Origin of the sequence: Bacillus sp. ISL-41, from assembly GCF_018613235.1 — a bacterium.
Classification (GTDB): Bacteria; Bacillota; Bacilli; order Bacillales; family Cytobacillaceae; genus Mesobacillus.
The window spans coordinates 232,092-252,734 of the sequence record NZ_JAGGQP010000029.1; the positions used below are offsets into that span (position 1 = coordinate 232,092).

The window sequence follows — 20,643 nt, forward strand, 5'->3', positions numbered from 1 at the left end:
GGCCAGAACCCAACCATCGCACATATTTGAAATTACAAAACAGGAATTGTGCTACACTCCTATTTTACCACGTTGGCATCTTTATACAAGGATAAAATAAGAAATATTGTCATATTTAAGCAGAGTTTTATGGGATTATATCTATAACATTTTTCTGAAATTTTAAGCAATATAGACATTTCGACTCATATGAAAAGAGAGCAATGAATTAGTAACCCATTGCTCTCTTCTAGTATTATTTCACATAGACTTTCAGCTTGTACGGCTGAAGGGTCGAACCACCATGGAAATCAGTGATCTTCACCTGGTAAGTGCCCCTCTTCAACGTAACCGGCATAACTTCAGCGTCTCCTTCAGCATAGTAATCTGCTGAATGGATCAGCTTTCCGTTTTGGTACAGCTCGATTTTACCATCGGATTCGAATGAAGTCTCAAGCTTGATGACTCCTGATACCGTACGGCCTACTGTGAATGTGTACCAATCTTCATCTCCAAAAGCATGCCCAGAGTTGAAGTGGCCTGTTGATTCCCACATATCAGCTGTCATGCGCTTCATTTCGATTGGCTTTGACGCGATATTGTTTGTTACTTTATTGCCTGCATCTTCATCCTTAGCATTTACTGCAGCAACAGTAAGCTTGTAAGGCATGAGCGTTAAAGGCGTGCTGCTATCCGGCCATCCGGCAGCGACAATGATATAGTTGCTATCCTTCTTGGCTTTGAACGAACCGAATGTATAGCCGTTCACTACACCTTTTTCAATATATTGAACCAGGCTATATTCTTCTTCATCCAGCTTGCGGTTCTTGTTCTTATCCTCAACAACCTGTATGAAACCGTAGAATGGGCTTACGATTTCTTTTGGAAGGTTCTTCAGATCTTTAGTGAGCTTTCCATTCTCAAGGGTTACCCCGTAAACCTGGTCTGCTTTTGATTCAAGGTAGAATACATCCTGGTCATTCGGCATGCCGAAGTTGCCGACTACTACTGAACCAGGAATATTTTTGACATCCTCAAGCTTGTCGTTATCCTCATACTTGTCTTCTGCAGCAGTTGTTAATAGCTTGGAAGTGAAGGAATACTCATCAAAACTGATTTGGTTTCTCATATAATCGTTACCGATGCGAATTAGATACTGTTCACCTTTTTCAAGGCCAGTGTATACCTTCGGATTTAGGGTTTCTCCCATCATATCCCATGCCATATTTGTGCCGACATAGTTCAGCCATGTAACTTCTTGTCCGTCTTCCATTTCTTCAACTTCAATTTTGTAGATTTCGAACCACGGAATATTGCCCTGCTCATCAAAATTGAATTCATATACACCAGTTTCTTTTGGTGTCATTTTGAAGAAGTCTTCATCTTCGAACGAAGATAAATATCCTTTGCCCTTACCATCTGTTTTATATTCACGTGCATTTTCAAGAATCATGTTAATGAATTCCTGTTCCCCATCGTCATGCGCAACTTTTACAGAGCCTTCTTTCTGTACAGCTGCTGCTTGTTTAAACAGGTTTCTCTGGCTTTCAATTGTACCCTCTGCTTCACCTTCTTCAATTGGCTCTTCAGGATAATACATTTCTTCTGGGTACGGAAGATTGTCTTCATCTGCTGGCATTACTTTACCAGAAATGTTGAATGTGTATGGAACCATTGAGCTTTCTGGATCACTTGATTCCATGAACATATCAAAGCCATAGTAATACTCGTACATGCCATAGTAGTTGCTTGGCTTATTTGACACTTTCACAGCATATGCCATACCAGGTTCTGCCTGGAATGTCAGGGTTTCACCCTCGCTGATGCCGCCAAAGTTAGAGTAGTGCCATGGATCGATTTCTTCCTCATGGCCTTCATGTGCTGCACTATATTTACCTTGGTCCGGATCCTCTTCGCCAGGCATCTCCTCACCAGGCATTGGCATCAGCATTTCCAGCGGATAAACGCTGATTGCGGAATTAACGCCAGGTACTGCACTAACATCCAGCTTGACTACCTGTCTTTCTGCAACTGAGAAAGTAAAGTAATCATCATCCCCTTCATTCCCTGTAAAAGTAAGCGGGGATTCACTGCCATCATAAGGGATCGATTCAATCGCAATTGGGTTTTCAAGGCTCGACTCATCCTCAGGAGCTGCTGCCTTACGGTCAATCACCAACGAATATTGCGAAAGCTTGACAGATGAATCGTCGTAATTGCCGTTCACATCTTTTACGCCGATGAGAAGCATACCATTAGCTGGCGCCTCGACAAGCTTAGCCTCTGCTTTGCCTTCTCCAACCTTATTCACATCTTCTGACAGCAGGGTTTCACCGCCGGCAATAAAGCGGATCATCATCTTGTAATCATTAACAGGAGTCCCTTCCAGGATTGCCTGGATGTTATCTCCCTTTTTCACACTGAATTTAACCCATTTTTCTTCAAAAGGTTTTGTAAGAGCTTCATTGATTTCAACCGGTTTAGTTACCGCAATCATTTTGCTGTTTCTCAAGATTTGTTGATCGGTTTGTTCTCTCTTAACAAAGGAAGGTACTTTTTTGATATCAAACTCTAAAGCTTTAACAGGATTGAGTAAACCATTACCAAACTTCACATCAAATCCCTTTTCACCCAAGTCATCTGCACTGTGTTCAAGAATGTATTCTACCTGCGCAGGTGTTAGATAAGGATACTTTGATAAAAGAAGTGAAGCTGCTCCGGCAACCACTGGGGAAGCCATGGATGTACCGCTCATTTTCCTGAAGCTTGATAGCTTTTCAGGTTCATAGATTGTGCTGTACACTTCTTCACCTGGCGCGACAATGTCAACAGAAGGACCAAATGAAGAGTAGTATGATAGCTTCTTATCTTTATTTACAGAACCAACGCTGATAACCCCTTCATAACCAGCAGGGTAGTTTTTCCAATCATCAGCTGAGTTTCCTGCCGCTGCAACTACAACAACGTTTTTCTCAAGTGCGTATTTAACTGCTTCCTCGATGACAGGAGATGGCATCGGACCGCCAAGGCTCATATTAATAACCTTCGCGCCGCCTTTGACTGCTTCAAGGATTCCTTCGGCGATGGCGTAGTCACTTGCGCCCCATCCCCGGTCGAAAACATCGATGGAAAGAATGTCAGCATCAGGGTTTACACCATGTCCGCCAATTCCGTTATCCTTCTTGGCAGCGATGATTCCGGATACGTGTGTACCATGGGAATCAGCCACACCAGGGCTGATCGGATTAACCGTGTTCACACTTGATAGGATTTTTCCTTTTAAATCAGGGTGATTTCGATCAATACCAGTATCAATAACGGCTACTTTCACTTTATTTTTGCCAGCAAGCTTTTGCGCTTTTTCTAATTGCAGCATTGCCTGATGGTACTGCTCGCCCACCTTAGGGTCTTTGATTCCTAACTGTCTATAAAGAACAGAAGGACTGACAGAAGTGACCTTTCCTGCCTTTTGGTAATTACCAATGACCTTATGTAGATTCTTCTTGTCTTTTACCTTGACTATTGCATAATTCAATCCTGAAACTTGACGGACTAATGTGCCGCCTAAGCGCTGGTGTTCAGTTGCAGATAAAGGTTTTTGGTATTTAACCACCAAAGTGTCTTCACTAAAAGGCGATTTTTGCTCATCCAATTTCTTCTGAAGCAAAGGATGGTTCACGGAAACAGCTGAGATCCCCACATGACTGCTTGCATCGGTTTGCGAAAAGGCTGCACCTGTTGGAACAAGCGTTGAACTAGCGATTAAGCTAGCACTTACCCCAAAAGTAGCAAGACCTTTTTTCAAATTCTTCATTTTACTCCTCCTGCCCTTTCATTTCATTGGAATAGTTATCCAGTTTAATAGTAACCTGTCCAATAGATTTAAACAACCTGTAAATTCAAAAAATTACCAACACAATGTGACAAGCTTTGGGTGAAATTTGAAAAGAATTGTTTACAGATTGTCCTTTTATATAGACGTATTGGGACAGGAAAAAGTTCCCTTATTTTTTGAAATTTTTTCAATTTTTTTCATTTTATTGGAGAAGCAGAGACCCATAAGGGCCCGGGTGGGGTTGTGCAAGCAGCAAATGAAAAAAAGGCTGCTATGGCGGCAGCCTTTTATGAACCGTTTATGTTCTAAGTTTGAAAGCATTGAGTTCTATTTATTGCTCACATGAAGCGGTTTTTCTTTTAATTGGTCATAAGAGAAATTTTCAAGCTGTGATGACAGATTTTCTACCTTCTTTTCATATTCTTCCATTGATTGAATTGGCTTGGTAGCGGCCATCTTTTCCAGCAGAAGATCATTTATATAAGGAAAGTAATGGGACCGGTCGATATAATTCCCAACGTTAAAAGTAATATCAGCATCATCCTGAAAATCATAGACGACTGCATTATTAAATTTCTGAAGCTCCTCATAGATTTTTAGCTTCGCCTCTAACCGGGCTTCGTTTATGCCAGGCTTATCCTCCTGAATGATCATATGCCTTGTAATTGGATATGGCGTGTACATGAAGGTGAATTTGGTATCAGGATATTTTTTAATCATCGGAAGCATGTTTACCTTAAAGCTTTCCATGTAAGATTCCAGTGTATGAGCTTCAGCTGGCGGTGCGCTCTGGCCTTCCAGTTCCTTTTTCATCATTTCCACCGTTAATGGCTTTTTATTCTCGCCAAATTTATAAAAACTGTAAGGATCCACATTGGATTTTACCAGGTGTTGATTTTCCCATTGATGATCAATTTTTTTAAATGCTTCATAGCTTAAAAGATATGGAATATCATTGATGATGTTCCGGTCGTATAGAAATTTTGGGAAAGTCGCGTCGACACGGTCCGCCTCCCCTGCCAGGGAATCATAATTGATTTCCCAAAAAACATGCTTCACATCTTGGGATTTCATCGCCAGCTCCATGGCTTTCCTCTGCTCTCTTGCAGATGAACCCGAGATGGTTGCATTAAATGAGCTTGTCTGAAACAGTTCGTTTATCTTCTCTTCTTTAAAATTGTGGCCCATCGACGTGCCAACGAATAGAGTTTCGTATTCCAAATTCCTGATCATCCCTGGAATCTGGTAGCGCATATTGAAGTTTTTTGTGAAAGTACGTTTATAAACTCCATCCTTATGATAGTAAACATAAGGATCTGTCACATAAACGATTCCAGCAATGAGCAAGAGCACTGCTCCGAAAACGGCTATGAGTTTAAGAACGAACTTCTTATAATTACGCTCCACTTGCTGCTCACCTTCTATCATTTTAGAAATTGAAGTACAGGAACTCGGAAACTTTTCCAAGCTGTAAAATCGATACGATTGAAATGAGCACGATGAATACCATGTTGATGTTGTTAGGCTTGAATCGTTCTAGCATTTCAAAAGAATTCTTTCTTAAGGTCACGACAAGCATACCGATGATGATTAACAGTACGCTCGGGGTGGTATAAAGCATCTCACCTTCTGGTAAAAGGTTGATATTAAAGATTGGTCCCAGGACATTTGCCACCCTTGTTGGCAGTTCGATTTTACCCATGCCGAACATCGCTTTCAGAATCGCGATCGCCTGTGCGAAGCTCTCTGCACGGAAGAACACCCATGCGGCATTCACAAATTGGAATGTGATAAACCACGCGAGCAGCTTAGGCATTGAGTAACCGCGACGGTTCCACCACCTATAGATGACGGAAGCTACTCCGTGCAGGAATCCCCAGAAAACGAACGTCCAGCCAGCGCCATGCCAGAAGCCGCTGACCATGAAGATGATCATGATATTGATGTATGTCCGCGACGGGCTTATTCTGCTGCCGCCAAGCGGGATGTATATATAAGCCGTCAGGAAACGGCTCAGCGTAATATGCCAGCGGCGCCAGAAGTCCTGAATGTTCAGCGCCTTGTATGGAGAGTTAAAGTTGATCGGCAGCATGATGTTGAATAAGAGTGCTGCCCCCACCGCCATGTCCGCATACCCGCTGAAGTCGAAGTAAAGCTGGAATGTGTAGGACAGTGAAGCGATCCAGGCTTCGACAATGTTCAGGTCGAAGGCGTTTTTATATCCATCGTTTGCCCATATCGCAAAGGTATCGGCGATCATCACTTTTTTGAACAGGCCGATGCCGAAGATATATAGGCCGAGCGAAATGTTCTTAGCATTGATCCGCGAGTTCTCGTTATGGAATTGGGACATCACTTCTTTGTGATGGACGATCGGACCGGCAATAAGCTGCGGGAAGAACACGACAAAAAGCATATACTCATCGAACCGATACCCCTTCGTTTCATAGCGATAGCTGTCGACGAGGTAAGCGATTTGCTGGAAGGTGAAAAAGCTGATCGCCAGCGGCAGCGCTAGATGAAGCAAAGGAAAGCTTTCTTTTAGTACAGTATTTACTGTAGCAATGAAGAAATCAGTGTATTTATAATAGCCCAATAATAGGACATTAAAGACGATGCCTATTGTAAGGACGGTTTTACGTGTTCCCGGTTTGTTAGTTCTTCCGAGATAAGTACCGACCGCGTAGTTGACCACAACAGATGTCAAAATCAATGGAAGGTAACTCACATTCCACCAGCTGTAGAAAAATAAGGATGCCACAACAAGCGAAATCTTCGCCAGCCGCGAAAGACCCGCATACTGAAGAACAAAATAAATAACAAAAACAGAAGGCAGAAAATAAAATATAAATTCATACGAATTAAATAACACAGTAAACGCACCCTCATTAAAAAGATTTACTGCACAATTATACATAAATTAGCGAACAATGTCATATAAACAAAGAACACCCCGAACACATCACCCCTTTAAAGCACTGGGGGTCAGACCCCCAGCACTTTAAAGGGGTGATGTAAATAGGCCAGTCCCCGGGGTATAAATACATGCCGGGGACTGGCCTATTTCTACTATATTATTATTGTTGCTTTGTAACTGCTCTGTACAGGAACAGTGCATATTGGACTCGGTCGACACTTCCGTTTGGTCTGTACTCGGTTCCATATCCTTTTGTAATGTCGTTTGCGTACAAGCTTAAGATAGCGTTGTATGCAAAGCTTGCTTCTGGGACATCCGTGAAAGGCATTTCTCCTGATGCTTGCAACTTAAATGCCCTTTGGAGGATGGCAGCCATCTCCGCTCTTGTCAAAGGCGAGTTAGGGTCGAATAGGGTCCCGCCTTCTTTACCATTGATAATGCCTGCATTTGTGATCGCAGCGATTTCCTTATAAAAGCGATATTCTTTAGGGACATCCAAGAAGTCTACATCTCTAACGTTTGTAGTATCCAGCTTTAATGCTCGTACTAGCAGCAATGCTGCGTCCAGGCGTTTTAATGTAGTCGCTGGCCTGTATGTTCCATCTGGGTAACCCGCAATGATATCTCGATCAAACAAGTACTTAATCTGCGGGTAGTATTTGCTTGTACTAGGGACATCAGAGAAAGGAGATTCTTCGATCGTTACTTTTATTGGAATTTCCTTTGTGAGGTTTCCATAACTAGCAACAATCACTCCCTCACCTGGTGTTTTTGTTTTTAAAGTTGTGCCCTCAAAAGTTCCTAAAGTGCTGGATAGCTTTAATTTTGAAGAATCTTTTGTAAGAGGGTTATAAAATTGATCCAGTACGTACTTCAGAGAGACAGTAATCGAATCCCCTACTGTTACTGATGAGCTGGAAAGGCCTACATCAAACATACTAGCAGTGCCTGTTGGGGCTGTGCTGATGGCTTGTAAGGAAGTATGGACAGCCCTTTCCCATCCATCAGATGGCTTATTAATTAGCGAAGCCATGTCATTTCCATACTTACGGGCCAGCATGGTTGTCGATCCGCCGCCATCAAGATTCAAAGCTTTATAGGCTCCTAGTTTTACAAGGTATTGAGCAAACTCGGTCAAATTCATGCCCTTACTGTAGCCTTCTGCCCTGCCATCTACTGTAACCATGAAAACCTTAGTCAAGGTACGGTCCACAGCGATTGCTGTTCTTGGTGCACGTTCAAGTGCGCGCTGACTTTTTGGGTCAATACTTAAAGAAACATTCCCGTTATCCACAAGTCTAGGGCCACTGGCAAGGATGTACTGGGCACCCTTCCATTTATCATCAATATTAATAGAAACCTCTACTTGGTCTCCAATTTTCATTTGTTTTACGAACTGAAGGTTCTCAGTTCCATGAGCAGATAATACGAAACCATCTGCGGGAATCTGAGTATTGGTATTGGTGTTGTATGGACGTATTGCACTAACCGTTCCAGTGATTTTATCACCAAATTTTAAATCTTTATTTTTTGAAGCACCTGTAAAAATAACTTCCATGCCATATTGATTTGAGTTCGTATATCCACCCATATAGTCAGGAGTATATAAAATTAAATTATTTTCTGTCCTGACCTTATTCATGCTAGTAATCTCCATGGTTGTTCCATTGTGAGCAGCCGCAAGATCCAAGTCAAAGTAATCAATCTGGGCTTTTTTTGAAGCATCTATTCCAAAGGCGATTGGTTCATTCACATATTGATCACGGCCTGATGCAACAATTCCAGAGTTTACGAGAATATCATTTTGTGCGATTAGATACATAGGAAGCCTGGTTTTTGTATCAAAAAATGAGCCATTCACAGCCCCTACCACTCTGTTTCCATCTCTGTGGACGTATTTTGCTTGAGCAGTGGTACCTGAAATGGTTCCGATTTTTGGTACTGACAGATCCAACTTCGTATACTGATCCTGAAGATTTACCTCCAGCACTTTAATAGATTGGTCATATCCATTGATAACTTCTCTATTTTCCTTGTATTTTACGCCAGAAGACACTGGATACTGTTCAACCGTAGCCGCTGAGCCAGATTGCATACCAATTGACTGAAAAACAAGGAAGCTCGCGATGACACCGACAACAACCTTCTTAGCTAATTTCAACTCTGTTCCCCCTATTTTTCATTCTTCCATTATCTGTTTCTACCAAAATATTTTTACCATATACAACAAATTTTGTCGAATGGTGAATAAAGGATATTACTAGGTATTTTTACATATTAAGCCTGGTTTTTACCAGTTTATTAGGATGTAAATAACCTTAAATTACCAACTAACCTAGCTGTTTATTTTTTGTGAAAACTTAATTAGAATAGAGAAGCAAAGAGACCAATATGTTAAAACTCATAATGGAAAAGGACATCGTGTGGGGGGGATAGGAATTGAAGAATTTGAAGAATCCGCGGTCTTGCATGCGCAATAATACGTTAAAGCACCGGGGGTCTGACCCCCGGTGCTTTAACGCGTTACTGTTTATTGTTGATTTGATGATGCGGTCGTGATTTTTACTGGATTGATTTGTTCACTGCCTACTGTTGAAGCGGCATCAAAGTTCAATGCTGATGCGTTTGTTGTTCCTGCAGTGAAGTTAAATTCGATTTCGAGTTCATCGATATACAGCAGGCCTTCTTTGCCAGCAAGGTCTGGAGTAATATCAAAAGTCAGTACTGTAAGGTCATCAGAAATAACTGCGTTATTTATTGCTGGGATGGTTGCAGATCCATCTGCAAATTCTGCTATAATCCATAGACCTGCGGCAACTTCCTCGGCACTGTATTCCGCTGGGGCAGCTTCTTCAAGGGTTACAGTAATTGTATCTGAATCTACTAATTCAGCAGTCTGAGCATATGGAATGTAAATTGTATCTTCTAAGAATGTAAATGTTCTATATAGAAGGTTGGCAAAATCTCCGCGAGTAATATTCATGTTTGTACCAAAAGTAGTTTCTGTTTTACCATAAGTGATTTCGGTACCATATAACGCTTCAATATAAGGGCCAAAAACTCCAACTGCATCTATAAATGGTGTGTCGACAGCAAACTCATCAAGTTCAAAGCTAAGTACCAGTATTTTAGCCATAGCGCCACGAGTTAGTGGATCATTTGGCGCAAATTTTTCTTTAGTAACACCTGAAATAATGCCATATTCAGCAAGGGCATTAACTGACCCAGCAATACGAGAATTCAAATCTTTAAAACCAGCAGATGGTGCATTTTCTGTATCTAGTCCCAATGCATTGGCCATGATAACTGCTGCATCACCACGTGTTAAGTTAAGGTTTGTACCGAAAGTCGTCTCTGTTTTTCCGTTGACAATTTCCCAGTCATGAAGGAATGTAACAGCCTCTTCATAGTTTTTTGTTACATCTGAGAATTTGTGACTTTCGTGTGCAAATGCAGCCGGTGTTACTGCAGCTACAACGACAGCAGCCGAAGTTCCAGCTGCCAGGAATTTCTTAAAAGAGTGATTTGACAATGTAATTCCTCCTGGAAATATAAATGGATAAAAACGTGAATTTTACTGGTTATTAACTTGCTGAACATATTTTAGCAAATTAAAAGTTTTAGAAATACAAGTAATTTATGGATTTAATACAAGCTTTTACTAAGTTGAACATAAGGCTTAGCTACTTAATTACTATCATCACATTAACCTTGCCATCTACTCTTATCCAGGATAGGTATTGACCAATGTTTGTAGATAAACAGGAAGTTTGTTAAATGATTCACCGATATAAATCAAAAGGAAGTTGCATCTAAAAAGTGATTACTATTTTTAAATAAGTCAATGTTCAACCTAAATAAATAAAGAAGGCAATTAATTAGTATCCAGTTAAATAAAAAAGTTATTGTAATATCATTTATTTCAATTAATAAAACTGGTAAAAGATTTACAATACATAGTCATATAGGTATCCGCTTGCCATAATGTTTTATTTTACCATAATAAATACTATTGCTATTACCCTTATAAAACTAAATAGGTAAACGTAAGTTATAGTAGACTTTGGTTGAATAGCCATTTTGGGCTTCCCCCTTCTTCTGGTAAAAGACGGGGGTTTTTTTATGCCCTTTACCATACAAACACACTAACGCGCCGGGGGTCAGACCCCCGGCGCGTTAGTGTGGTAAAGCTATTTTTTCTTTGTTTTATTGGCGATCTCAATGGCCCTGTCTGTTCCTTCTGCTGCCTGGTCTAGTGCTTCTTGTGGCGGTGTTCCCTGGTACATGTTTTCAAGTGCGGTTACGACTTGCTGGCGTGATTCTGGGAAGACGGAGATCAATGCACCCTGGGTCGCGAAGGATGGTTTTGTATCCTGCAGTTGGTCTACCGTTACCTTGAATTGCGGGTACTTTTCCCACTCTTTCTTCACGATGTCTTCCTCATATGCTGCCGGATTGATGGCGAAGTAGCCTGTGCCGATATGCCATTTTGCCTGGCTTTCCGGAGAGGCGAGGAATTTCATGAATTCCCATGCTGCCTGCTGCTTATCGTCGCCAATGCCTTTGCTCATCCATAATGATGCTCCGCCAATGGCGACGCCCTGTCTTTCGACTTCATCCGGATAAGGGATATAGGCAACTCCTACATCAAATGAAGAGTTATTGATTGCGCCCGCAACACCTGCGGATGAATCCATGTACATTGCGACTTTGCCTGTCTGGAAGGCTGCGCGGATATCATCCCAGTTTGTTCCGTAATTGCCGAAGGTTCCAGCTTTGTTCATGTCATCGAGGAACTTGAAAACGCGCAATCCTTCTTCTCCATTAAACACAGCTTTTGTCGCGTCATCAGAACGGCCATTATCATTGTCGACATACAACCCACCCTGTGTGGCAACAAGCTGTTCAAAGAACCAGCCATATGTCAGCATCGAGAAGCCAAAGCGCTCATTCTTCTTTGTCAGCTTTTCCGCAGCCGCTTTCACTTCGCTGAATGTTTGCGGCGGGCTTTCCGGATCAAGTCCCGCTTCCTTAAATGCATCCTTGTTATAAATCATCACTGGAGTTGAGGAGTTGAAAGGCATTGAATACAGCTTGCCATCAACCTTATAGTAGTTAAGAATATTTTCCTCAAGCTGAGACAAATCATAATTGTCCTTGTCAATGAATGTCTGCATCGGCTCGATGAAGCCACTTTCAATCATGTACTTTGTCCCTACTTCGAATACCTGCATGATGGCCGGCGCATTATCAGTGCCGCCAACACTGCGAAGCTTTGTCAGCGCTTCTTCGTAAGTACCCTGGAACTCCGCGTGCACAACCACTTGATCCTGTGAATTGTTAAAATCAGCGACAATGCCATCAAGCGCTTCCTGGCCCGGTCCCGACATCGCATGCCAGAACGATATTTCTGTTTTCTCGCCAGGCTTCGTGCCGCCATCCTTCTCCTTGTCTTTGTCATCTCCCTTGCTTGCATCATTCGAGCATGCCGACATGACCAACAGGCTGAAAATCGCACTAATCACGAGGAACCATCTGAACTTTTTCACCATCTTGCTGAACACCCCTTTTATTTAAATGCTTCTGGATACCAGAAGTTGAAACCGATTAATGAACTACTTGAGCGCTCCCTGGGTCAGGCCTTTTTGAAGCTGCTTCTGACCTGCAAAAAGCAGTAGCAGCGTCGGGATGATGACCACGATCACTCCCGCCATGACGACGCCCCATTCGGTCGCGACCTCCTGGGATTGCAGCTGCTTCAAGCCAATCTGCACTGTCCTTACCTGGTCCGTGCTTGTCACGAGCAATGGCCATAAATACATATTCCATGTCGTCAGGAACCCGTAGGCTCCGAGCGTGACAAGGCTTGTTTTTGAGACCGGAAGAATTACCCTCCAAAAGAAAGCAAACTTCCCGAGTCCTGCGACTTCCGCTGCTTCATGCAGTTCCTTTGGAATCGTCTTGAAGTGCTGCCGCAGCAGGAAGGTTCCGAATGCCAATGCGAAAAATGGCACGGTCAATCCTTGATATGTGTTCATCCAGTCAAGCTTTTGGATGGTAAAAAAGTTAGGGATCATCGTTGCTTCCCAAGGAATCATCATCGTCGAGATAAACAGGAAGAAGATGAAATCCCTACCCTTAAAAGGAATGAAAACAAAGGCATATGCCGCCAGACTGCAGACAATCAGCTGGCCGAGCATGACGCCGAACGACACTATGAAGCTATTGATCAGGTAATTCATCAACGGCAGCCGTTCGAACACTTTTACATAGTTATCAAAATGGATCGATTCAGGAAAAAACTTGCCCTGGAGGATTTCCCCGCCAGACATGAAGCTGATCATGAAGGCATACAGCACCGGGAAAAAGACCAGAAAGGCCGAGATTATCAGCAAAATATAAAACAGGATTTTTTTCGGTGTCGACATCATCATTGATAGTGCACCTTCTTTTCTCCGAGCTTAAATTGCAGGATCGTCACGATCAGAATGCAGATGAACAAAAAGACTGCCTGGGCGCTTGCCGTGCCGAACTGGTAGTTGACGAATGCCTCCCGGTAAATGGAGTAAACAATCAGATTGGTTGCCTGGGAAGGACCGCCCTTCGTTAAAATGTCCACCTGCCCGAATGTCTGGAAAGCATTGATCAAGGAAATCGTGATGATGAAAAATAATGTCGGCGACAGCATCGGAATCGTGATCCTGCGAAGCTGATACCAGTAGCCGGCACCATCAATCTTCGCGCTTTCATATAAATATTCATCGATGTTCTGCAGCCCGCCGAGCAGGATGAGGAACGAGAAACCGATATTCATCCAGATTGTCGAAATCGAAATCGACACGAGCGCCCAATCCGGATCAAGCAGCCATTGCACGCCTGGCAGGTTCATGACATTCAGCAGCCGGTTGAACATGCCAATGCTAGGGTGAAACAGGAACAGCCAGACAACAGAGGAAGCAGCGACCGAAATGCCCATTGTCGAGGAATAGACCGTCCGGAAGAAGCCGATTCCTTTCAGTTTTTCATTGGCGATCAGCGCCAGAAACAGCGCGATGATCACCCCTGTTGGAACGGTATACAGGACAAACAGCACCGTCGCCTTGATACTGTTACGGAATTCCTTTGACTCGAAAAGGTAGGCGTAATTTTCAAAGCCGACAAACAATGCAGCCGCACCCTGCTGGTCGGTCAGGAAGAAGCTGAGGTAAATCGTCCGGAACATTGGGTAAAAAATGAACACCGCAAACAGAAGGATCGACGGAAACAGGTACAAAAGCGCGCTGCGGGCATTGAGCGATTTTCTCCAAAAATTTAGTTTCGGAGGAGCGTCTGCTTTCATAGGAACACCTCTTTATCAAACACTTGGTTCTCGATGTCCGTAGGAGTTTTGATGATTTTTTCCGTCTCGCTGTCAAACAGACAGACGGAGTCATAATTGATGACAACTGGAACCACATCACCGACGTCGATCCGCCACTGGCCAGTCCATTTCGCCATCCATTCCCTGCCGCCCATATCGAAGGAGAAGATCGTTTCATTGCCGAGCACCTCGACATTGGTCGTTTTTACATAGACCTTATCTCCTCCGCCTTCGTCTCCTTCGTCGCTGCCTTCAGATGCTCAGGACGGATGCCGACAATGATACGGTCTGTTTTTAAAAGCTGACGGTCCTCTACTGGGATGGCTAGCTTCGCCTCATCACTGAACACAACCTCGTTCTTTTCTTGATTGACCTTCCCTTCGCCAATATTCATTGGCGGGGAGCCAATGAATGTCGCAACAAAAGGATTGGCCGGATTATTGTAGATATCAATCGGTTTGCCTATCTGCTGGATTTTTCCGTCATGGAGAATCATGATCCTGTCCCCCATTGTCATCGCCTCGATCTGGTCATGGGTGACATAAATCATCGTAATGCCTAGCCGTCTCTGGATCTGCCGGATTTCCGACCGCATATGCGCGCGCAGCTTCGCGTCGAGATTGGATAACGGCTCATCCATCAGGCAAATCGGAGCCTGGTTGACAATCGCACGCGCCAGGGCAACCCGCTGTCTCTGGCCGCCGGACAGCTCACGGGGCTTTCTTTTCAAGTATGGTGTCAATCCGAGCATTTCCGCGACATCCTCACAACGTTTTTTCCGCTCGGTCTTCGGGACTTTTTTTACATGGAGACCGAAAATGATGTTCTCTTCAACCGTTAAATGGGGATATAGAGCATAGTTCTGGAAAACCATCGAGATATCCCTTTTGCTTGGCGGCAGCCAGTTCGCCTCCACATCGCCGATTTTCAAAGTCCCGCCCGTGATTTCCTCCAGGCCGGCGATCATCCGCAGCATCGTACTTTTCCCGCAGCCTGAAGGACCGACGAGGACGAAGAACTCTCCGGGCTCGATCGTGACTGTAATATCTGAAATGACTTCTGTTTTTTTATCATATGATTTCGAAACACCAACCAATTCTACTTTTTTCATGCTCGCCACCCTTTCTCTATAAATCCTTTTCCTGAAAAAAGAGACCACAAATAATGCCTATCCATTCAGGCAGTAGATGTGGTCTCCTGGTCTCCGTCACAAAGTATTAACTTGTAAAGTTTGCAATATATATATATTGAGAGTATATGTTTTTGATTTTGCTAGTATGTTAGGAAATTACATTTCACATAAAGGTGAGGGAATCATGAAAAATATATGGCTATTTATCTTCTGCTTTATGTTGCTGGCAAGTGCCGGTTGCGAGGATCGCAAGGCTGGGCCTGCTTTTGTTTTGACGGAGGATTTTATAATCATCGCTCATAGAGGAGCATCGGCCTATGCGCCGGAACATACATTGCCTGCGTATGATCTGGCGATACAGTCTGGTGCCGATTATCTTGAAATTGACCTGCAGATGACAAAAGACGGTGAGTTGATTGCCCTGCATGATGCGGAGGTAGACCGGACGACGAATGGCTCGGGTCTGGCAAAAACGCATACTCTGGATAAAATCAAGGCTTTGGAGGCTGGTTCGTGGTTCATTGAACAGTATCCGCAACTCGCCGACACTGCCTATGAAAATGTGGAGATCCCAACACTCGAGGAAATCTTTCAACGATATGGGACTGGTGCAAATTACTACATCGAAACCAAATCACCTGGAATAGAAGCGAAATTAATCAAACTGCTGAGGAAGCATTCGCTGGTTCACTCTGAATCGAAAATCATCATTCAATCTTTTCACAGCGAAAGCCTGAGGAATATTCACAAGCTGGAACCGGGCATTCCCCTGATCCAGCTTTACAGATATTCTGATAAAGCAAGATTGAAAGACCAGGAGCTAAGGTCACTGAAAAAATATGCGTCAGGAATCGGAGCCAATTTTGGGAGGGTGAATGAAGGATATATTAAAAAAGCCCATCGTCATGGGTTGGCGGTCCACCTTTTTACCGTCAATACATCCGAGGACATTCAGCAGTCTTATAAAATTGGAGCGGATGGAGTGTTTACCGATTATCCTGAGAAAAGGCCAGCCTTTCTTCACAAAAGGTAAATAAGTATTGGGTACATTGTAGGAGCAATTAGGTGGATTCAAATGTGATTGAAATACAAAAACGCCCAGCAACAAAAACATCCTGTTACTGGGCATTTAATACCTCTTAAAATACTATTCTGCTTGTCTTTTAATTGCCTTGCTTGCTTCTCTCGGATTGCTGCTTCCTGTAATTGCGCTTCCGACAATAGCAATATCTAAGCCTTGAAGCCCTCCAATTGTCTTCTCCGATATTCCCCCTGCGATTGCGACTTCGACATTTTCAAGTCCGTCAATCAGTCGGTTTAGTGAACGGTCTGCCAGTGCACCTTCCTGCTGCATGTCCTTTCCTATATGGAGACAAAACAAGTCGACTCCAAGTTCATGAAGTTCTTGGACTCGTTCACTGTTTTGGACACCAAGCAAATCAATCATGACTCTCTTTTCAAAATGCTGCGCTGTCTCTAGTGTCTCAGCGATTGTGTTATTATGTGAAAATGCCATTACCGTGATAATATCTGCACCTGCTTCAAAGGCCTGCTTTGCTTCATGCCTCCCCGCATCACATGTTTTCATATCAGCGACAATTGTTTTAAGCGGATAAGCCTCTCTAACCTCTCGAACAATCGCCATTCCATATTCTTTGATGACACCGGTTCCTATCTCGATCCAATCAATATAATCACACGTCTCTTCCAGAATAGAAAAGCACCGTTCCCTTGTAAGCCGATCAAGTGCAAGCTGAATTTTCAACGCTGTTCCCTCCTCTTAAAAAGCAAACACCCACAGAAGTTGCTCTGTGGATGTTGCGAAAAATCTCTATTAAACTTAAACCCCTGAATAAGCCATGAATCCGCCATCGACCGGCACAGTAACACCGGTCACAAATCCGGAGTACTCTTCATCTGTCAGCCAAAGTAATGCACCCAACAAGTCCTTCGGCTGCCCGAAGCGCTTCATTGGCGTATGCCCAATGATTTTCTTGGAACGGTCTGTATGGGTTCCGTCTTCGTTCAGCAGCAAGTTGCGGTTTTGCGATGTTAGGAAGAATCCTGGCGCAATGGCATTGACACGCAATCCTGTTTCGGCAAAATGGACCGCCATCCACATCGTGAAGTTATTGATCGCCGATTTAGCCGCGCTATATGCAGGAACTTTTGTCATCGGCGAATAAGCGCTCATCGATGAAACATTGATGATGACAGGAGCATCCTGATTCAGCAGTTCCTTGCCAAACACCTGGCATGTCAAAAAAGTACCGATGAAATTAGTGTCGAAAACCTTGGAGAATCCGCGGGCATCCATATCGAAAAAGGATTTTTCTGTTGAGTCCTCTTCATATGTTTCCACTGCCGTAATCGCGTCAGGATGATTTCCGCCTGCTCCATTGATTAAGATATCCACACGTCCAAACGCCTCGACAACCGTAGCTTTCGCACCTTCAAGTGATTTCTCGTCCAGCACATCTGCAGCAACAGCGATTGCTGAGCCGCCAGCTGAGTTTATTTCGCTCGCGATGGCTGCCCCTTTTTCCTCTGTACGGTTCAGGATCGCCACATTCACGCCATGCCTTGACAGCTCCCGTGCCATTTCGGAGCAAAGCACTCCGCTTCCTCCGGTAATGACAGCTGTTTTACCCTTTAAATTTTCATGGATCGGAAACATCGTATCCCTCCTATTTTGAAGCCTGGTATGCATCCCATAAACCATGTAGGTACATGATGCCAAGCGCCCTGTCATATAGACCATATCCCGGCCTGCAGACCTCGCCCCAAAGGTGTCTGCCGTGGTCCGGACGGACATACCCATCGTACTGGATGTCAGATAGCTCTTTTACTACCCCTTTGATATTGATGGAACCATCGGTTGTTAAATGTGATGTTTCAATAAAGTCTCCGTTATCAAAGATCTTCACATTACGAATGTGCGCAAATGGTGACTTATGCGCAAACTCTGCGGCAAGTGCGACCATATCATTCTTAGGACTGGCCCCGAGTGAACCAGTACAGAAGGTAATTCCGTTTGATGGAGAATCAGAGATTGATAGAAGTCTCTCAAGACTCTCTCTTCCAGTCATGATGCGCGGCAGCCCAAAAATAGTCCATGGCGGATCATCCGGGTGGATGGCCATTTTGATTCCAGCCGCTTCAGCAACCGGGAGGATTTCATTCAAGAAATAGCCAAGGTTTTCCCAGAGGTCTTCCTCTGTAACATTTTCATATGCCGCAAACAATTCCTTGATCCGGCCCATTTTTTCCGGCTCCCAGCCTGGAAGTGTTAAATCAGATGCTGAAGAAACGGTATCGATCAACTCCTGAGGATCCTGGTTTTCCACTTTTGCTTTTTCGAAAAATAAAGCAGTCGAGCCATCAGGTAGTTCCTTGAACATTTCTGTACGTGTCCAATCAAAGATCGGCATGAAATTGTAGCAAATGACCTTGACGCCAACTTCCCCCAGATTCCTGATTGTCTGCTTGTAATTTTCGATATAGCTGTCACGGTCTTCATTCCCAAGTTTAATGGCTTCATGGATATTGACACTTTCAACAACATCGCCATGGAAGCCAAATGATTGAATATAATCCATTTCCGCCTTGACTTCTTCTTTTTCCCAAACTTCACCGACTGGCTTCTGGTGCAGAGCCCATACGATGCCTTTCACACCGGGAATTTGTTTTATATGGTCGAGAGTGACCGTATCATTGTCACGGCCATACCAGCGAAAGGTTATATTCATGATGCATCCCCTCCAGTTACTGCTTCAATGTAATTCTGGCAAAGCTCCGTGACGCCTTCTTTTCCCGCTGAACGGTATGCCTTGTTCAGGTCGCTGCCAATTCCAGCTGCAACTGCGCCTGCTCCCAGCCAATCCTTAACATTATCAAGGTTGACACCGCCCGTTGGCATGACACGGACCTGAGGTAGAGGCCCGTTGACCGCTCCAATGAAGGATGGGTCGAAACGATTTGCCGGGAATAGCTTGACAATGTCACAGCCGCTTTCAATCGCTGTTACGATTTCGGTAATCGTCATGCAGCCTGGAAGATATGCAACAGAATAGCGATTGCATAACACGGCGATCTCTTTGTTAAAATTCGGGCTGACCACGAATTTCGCTCCGCTTAAAATTGCATGGCGGGCTGTTTCCGGGTCTAGGACGGTACCTGCTCCTAAAATTGCATCCGATCCTGAAAGCGCCTCGAATACCCTGGCAACATCAGGAGTAGTATATGTTAATTCAATTGCCCGGAAGCCGCCTTCAATGGCAGCCTCCGAAATTTGAATCGCTTCTTCAGCAGTGCCGCCGCGGACAACCGCGACGACTTTGGATTCAGCCAATTGCTTCAAAGTTTCTATTTTCAAGTTCATCCAATCGCTCCCTATTCAAAAACAATAACTGCTTTCCGTACTTCACCCGGATTCTTTTCTACAAATGTAAATGCCTCTTTTACCTGCTCAAGCGGGAATTGGTGGGTGATAAAACCATTCCCCTTCAGTTCTCGTTCATTGAGTAAGGAAACAACCTTGCCAAACTGATTTGTCTGCAAACGAGAACCGACAATCGTCACTTCCTTTTTCGTAATCGGAAGCTGAGGAATCTGAGATGGACGCTCATCAAAACCGAGTACCACTACTGTGCCAGCAGGAGAAACAACATTCACTCCCAATTCAAAAGTCATAGGCAGGCATACAGCATCAATCACCACATTCGGACCTTCGCCATCTGTAAGCTCCATAACCTTCTCTTCTACAGAAACTTCGCGGGCATTAATGACCTCATCCGCCCCATTTTCCTTAGCAAATGTAAGTCTTTCTTCTTCCAGATCAGTCATAATGACTTTAGCACCTTGCAGCTTTGCCATTTTTAAAATACAGATCCCAATCGGACCTGATCCCTGGATCAAAACCGTATCCCCTTCTTCTACACCGCCGCGCCAGACTGCCTGTGCACCAATCGTGAATGGCTCGGCTAAAACGGCTTCATCCCAATCAAGGGTTGGATCCACCACATGGAGCTGCTTTTCTGGCAGCACGAAAGATTCGCGCATTCCCCCATCCTCGTGGACACCAAAAACGGACAATGACTTACACACATTCGGGCGGCCTTTGCGGCAAGCGTAGCATTCGCCGCAGTACCGGATCGGCTCGACAACCACACGGTCTCCTGGTTTTACATTTTTAACAGCAGAGCCTACTTCAACCACTTCCCCGGCAACTTCATGGCCGGGAATGCGTGGATAAGTGGCAAGAGGGTTCGTACCATGGTAGATATGCATATCTGAACCGCAAATACCAACGCGCTTTACTTTTACAAGGACATCGTCGGTATTTTTAATCACAGGCTGCTGTAAATCTTGAATGACGAGTTCCATTGCTTCAGGAATTTGAACTGCCTTCATTTTATAAC

Annotated in this window: 14 protein-coding genes and 1 pseudogene; 1 reads left to right on the plus strand and 14 read right to left on the minus strand. The window is 44.0% G+C overall.

The window, feature by feature from the left end:
• Positions 1-235 precede the first annotated feature (235 nt).
• The 9 genes and pseudogenes from J7I80_RS15245 to J7I80_RS23540 form a co-directional block, all read right to left on the minus strand.
• A complete protein-coding gene (locus J7I80_RS15245; RefSeq protein WP_214739176.1) occupies positions 236-3,793 on the minus strand; it encodes a S8 family serine peptidase in 3,558 nt (1,185 codons plus the stop codon).
• 348 nt (positions 3,794-4,141) lie between these two features.
• The gene (locus tag J7I80_RS15250; protein WP_214739177.1) at positions 4,142-5,221 is read right to left on the minus strand and encodes a hypothetical protein; all 1,080 of its coding nucleotides are present in this window, start codon (positions 5,219-5,221) and stop codon (positions 4,142-4,144) included.
• 22 nt (positions 5,222-5,243) lie between these two features.
• A complete protein-coding gene (locus J7I80_RS15255; protein ID WP_214739178.1) occupies positions 5,244-6,686 on the minus strand; it encodes an MBOAT family O-acyltransferase in 1,443 nt (480 codons plus the stop codon).
• Positions 6,687-6,891: 205 nt separating this feature from the next.
• A complete protein-coding gene (locus tag J7I80_RS15260; RefSeq protein WP_214739179.1) occupies positions 6,892-8,892 on the minus strand; it encodes a phosphodiester glycosidase family protein in 2,001 nt (666 codons plus the stop codon).
• Between the two features lie 369 nt (positions 8,893-9,261).
• Positions 9,262-10,263, minus strand: coding sequence for an S-layer homology domain-containing protein (locus tag J7I80_RS15265; protein WP_214739180.1), 1,002 nt, complete (start codon positions 10,261-10,263; stop codon positions 9,262-9,264).
• A 658-nt stretch (positions 10,264-10,921) separates the two neighbouring features.
• The gene (locus J7I80_RS15270; RefSeq protein WP_214739181.1) at positions 10,922-12,283 is read right to left on the minus strand and encodes an ABC transporter substrate-binding protein; all 1,362 of its coding nucleotides are present in this window, start codon (positions 12,281-12,283) and stop codon (positions 10,922-10,924) included.
• 63 nt (positions 12,284-12,346) lie between these two features.
• Positions 12,347-13,159: a carbohydrate ABC transporter permease gene (locus J7I80_RS15275; RefSeq protein ID WP_214739238.1), complete on the minus strand. Its 813-nt coding sequence runs from the start codon at positions 13,157-13,159 to the stop codon at positions 12,347-12,349.
• A 2-nt stretch (positions 13,160-13,161) separates the two neighbouring features.
• Complete coding sequence (locus J7I80_RS15280) at positions 13,162-14,070, minus strand: carbohydrate ABC transporter permease (RefSeq protein ID WP_214739182.1); 909 nt, start codon at positions 14,068-14,070, stop codon at positions 13,162-13,164.
• Positions 14,067-15,202, minus strand: a pseudogene (locus tag J7I80_RS23540) (ABC transporter ATP-binding protein). The gene J7I80_RS15280 and the pseudogene J7I80_RS23540 overlap by 4 nt, the downstream one beginning before the upstream one ends.
• A gap of 205 nt (positions 15,203-15,407) precedes the next feature.
• Between J7I80_RS23540 and J7I80_RS15295 the strand changes: the two are divergent.
• Positions 15,408-16,256: a glycerophosphodiester phosphodiesterase gene (locus J7I80_RS15295; protein WP_214739185.1), complete on the plus strand. Its 849-nt coding sequence runs from the start codon at positions 15,408-15,410 to the stop codon at positions 16,254-16,256.
• Between the two features lie 114 nt (positions 16,257-16,370).
• Here the strand turns inward: J7I80_RS15295 and hxlA are convergent, their stop codons facing one another.
• The 5 genes from hxlA to J7I80_RS15320 form a co-directional block, all read right to left on the minus strand.
• Positions 16,371-16,988 carry a 3-hexulose-6-phosphate synthase gene (hxlA, locus tag J7I80_RS15300; protein WP_214739186.1) on the minus strand — a complete coding sequence of 206 codons (618 nt, stop codon included), beginning with the start codon at positions 16,986-16,988 and terminating at the stop codon, positions 16,371-16,373.
• A gap of 75 nt (positions 16,989-17,063) precedes the next feature.
• On the minus strand, positions 17,064-17,900 hold the full coding sequence (locus J7I80_RS15305) for an SDR family oxidoreductase (RefSeq protein ID WP_214739187.1): 837 nt from the start codon (positions 17,898-17,900) through the stop codon (positions 17,064-17,066).
• Positions 17,901-17,910: 10 nt separating this feature from the next.
• Complete coding sequence (gene uxuA, locus J7I80_RS15310) at positions 17,911-18,972, minus strand: mannonate dehydratase (RefSeq protein ID WP_214739188.1); 1,062 nt, start codon at positions 18,970-18,972, stop codon at positions 17,911-17,913.
• Positions 18,969-19,604 (minus strand): bifunctional 2-keto-4-hydroxyglutarate aldolase/2-keto-3-deoxy-6-phosphogluconate aldolase, encoded by a 636-nt coding sequence (locus J7I80_RS15315; RefSeq protein ID WP_214739189.1) that lies wholly within the window; start codon positions 19,602-19,604, stop codon positions 18,969-18,971. Before J7I80_RS15315 ends, uxuA begins: the two co-directional genes overlap by 4 nt.
• Positions 19,605-19,615: 11 nt before the next feature.
• The gene (locus tag J7I80_RS15320) at positions 19,616-20,635 is read right to left on the minus strand and encodes a zinc-binding alcohol dehydrogenase family protein (RefSeq protein WP_214739190.1); all 1,020 of its coding nucleotides are present in this window, start codon (positions 20,633-20,635) and stop codon (positions 19,616-19,618) included.
• Positions 20,636-20,643 lie beyond the last annotated feature (8 nt).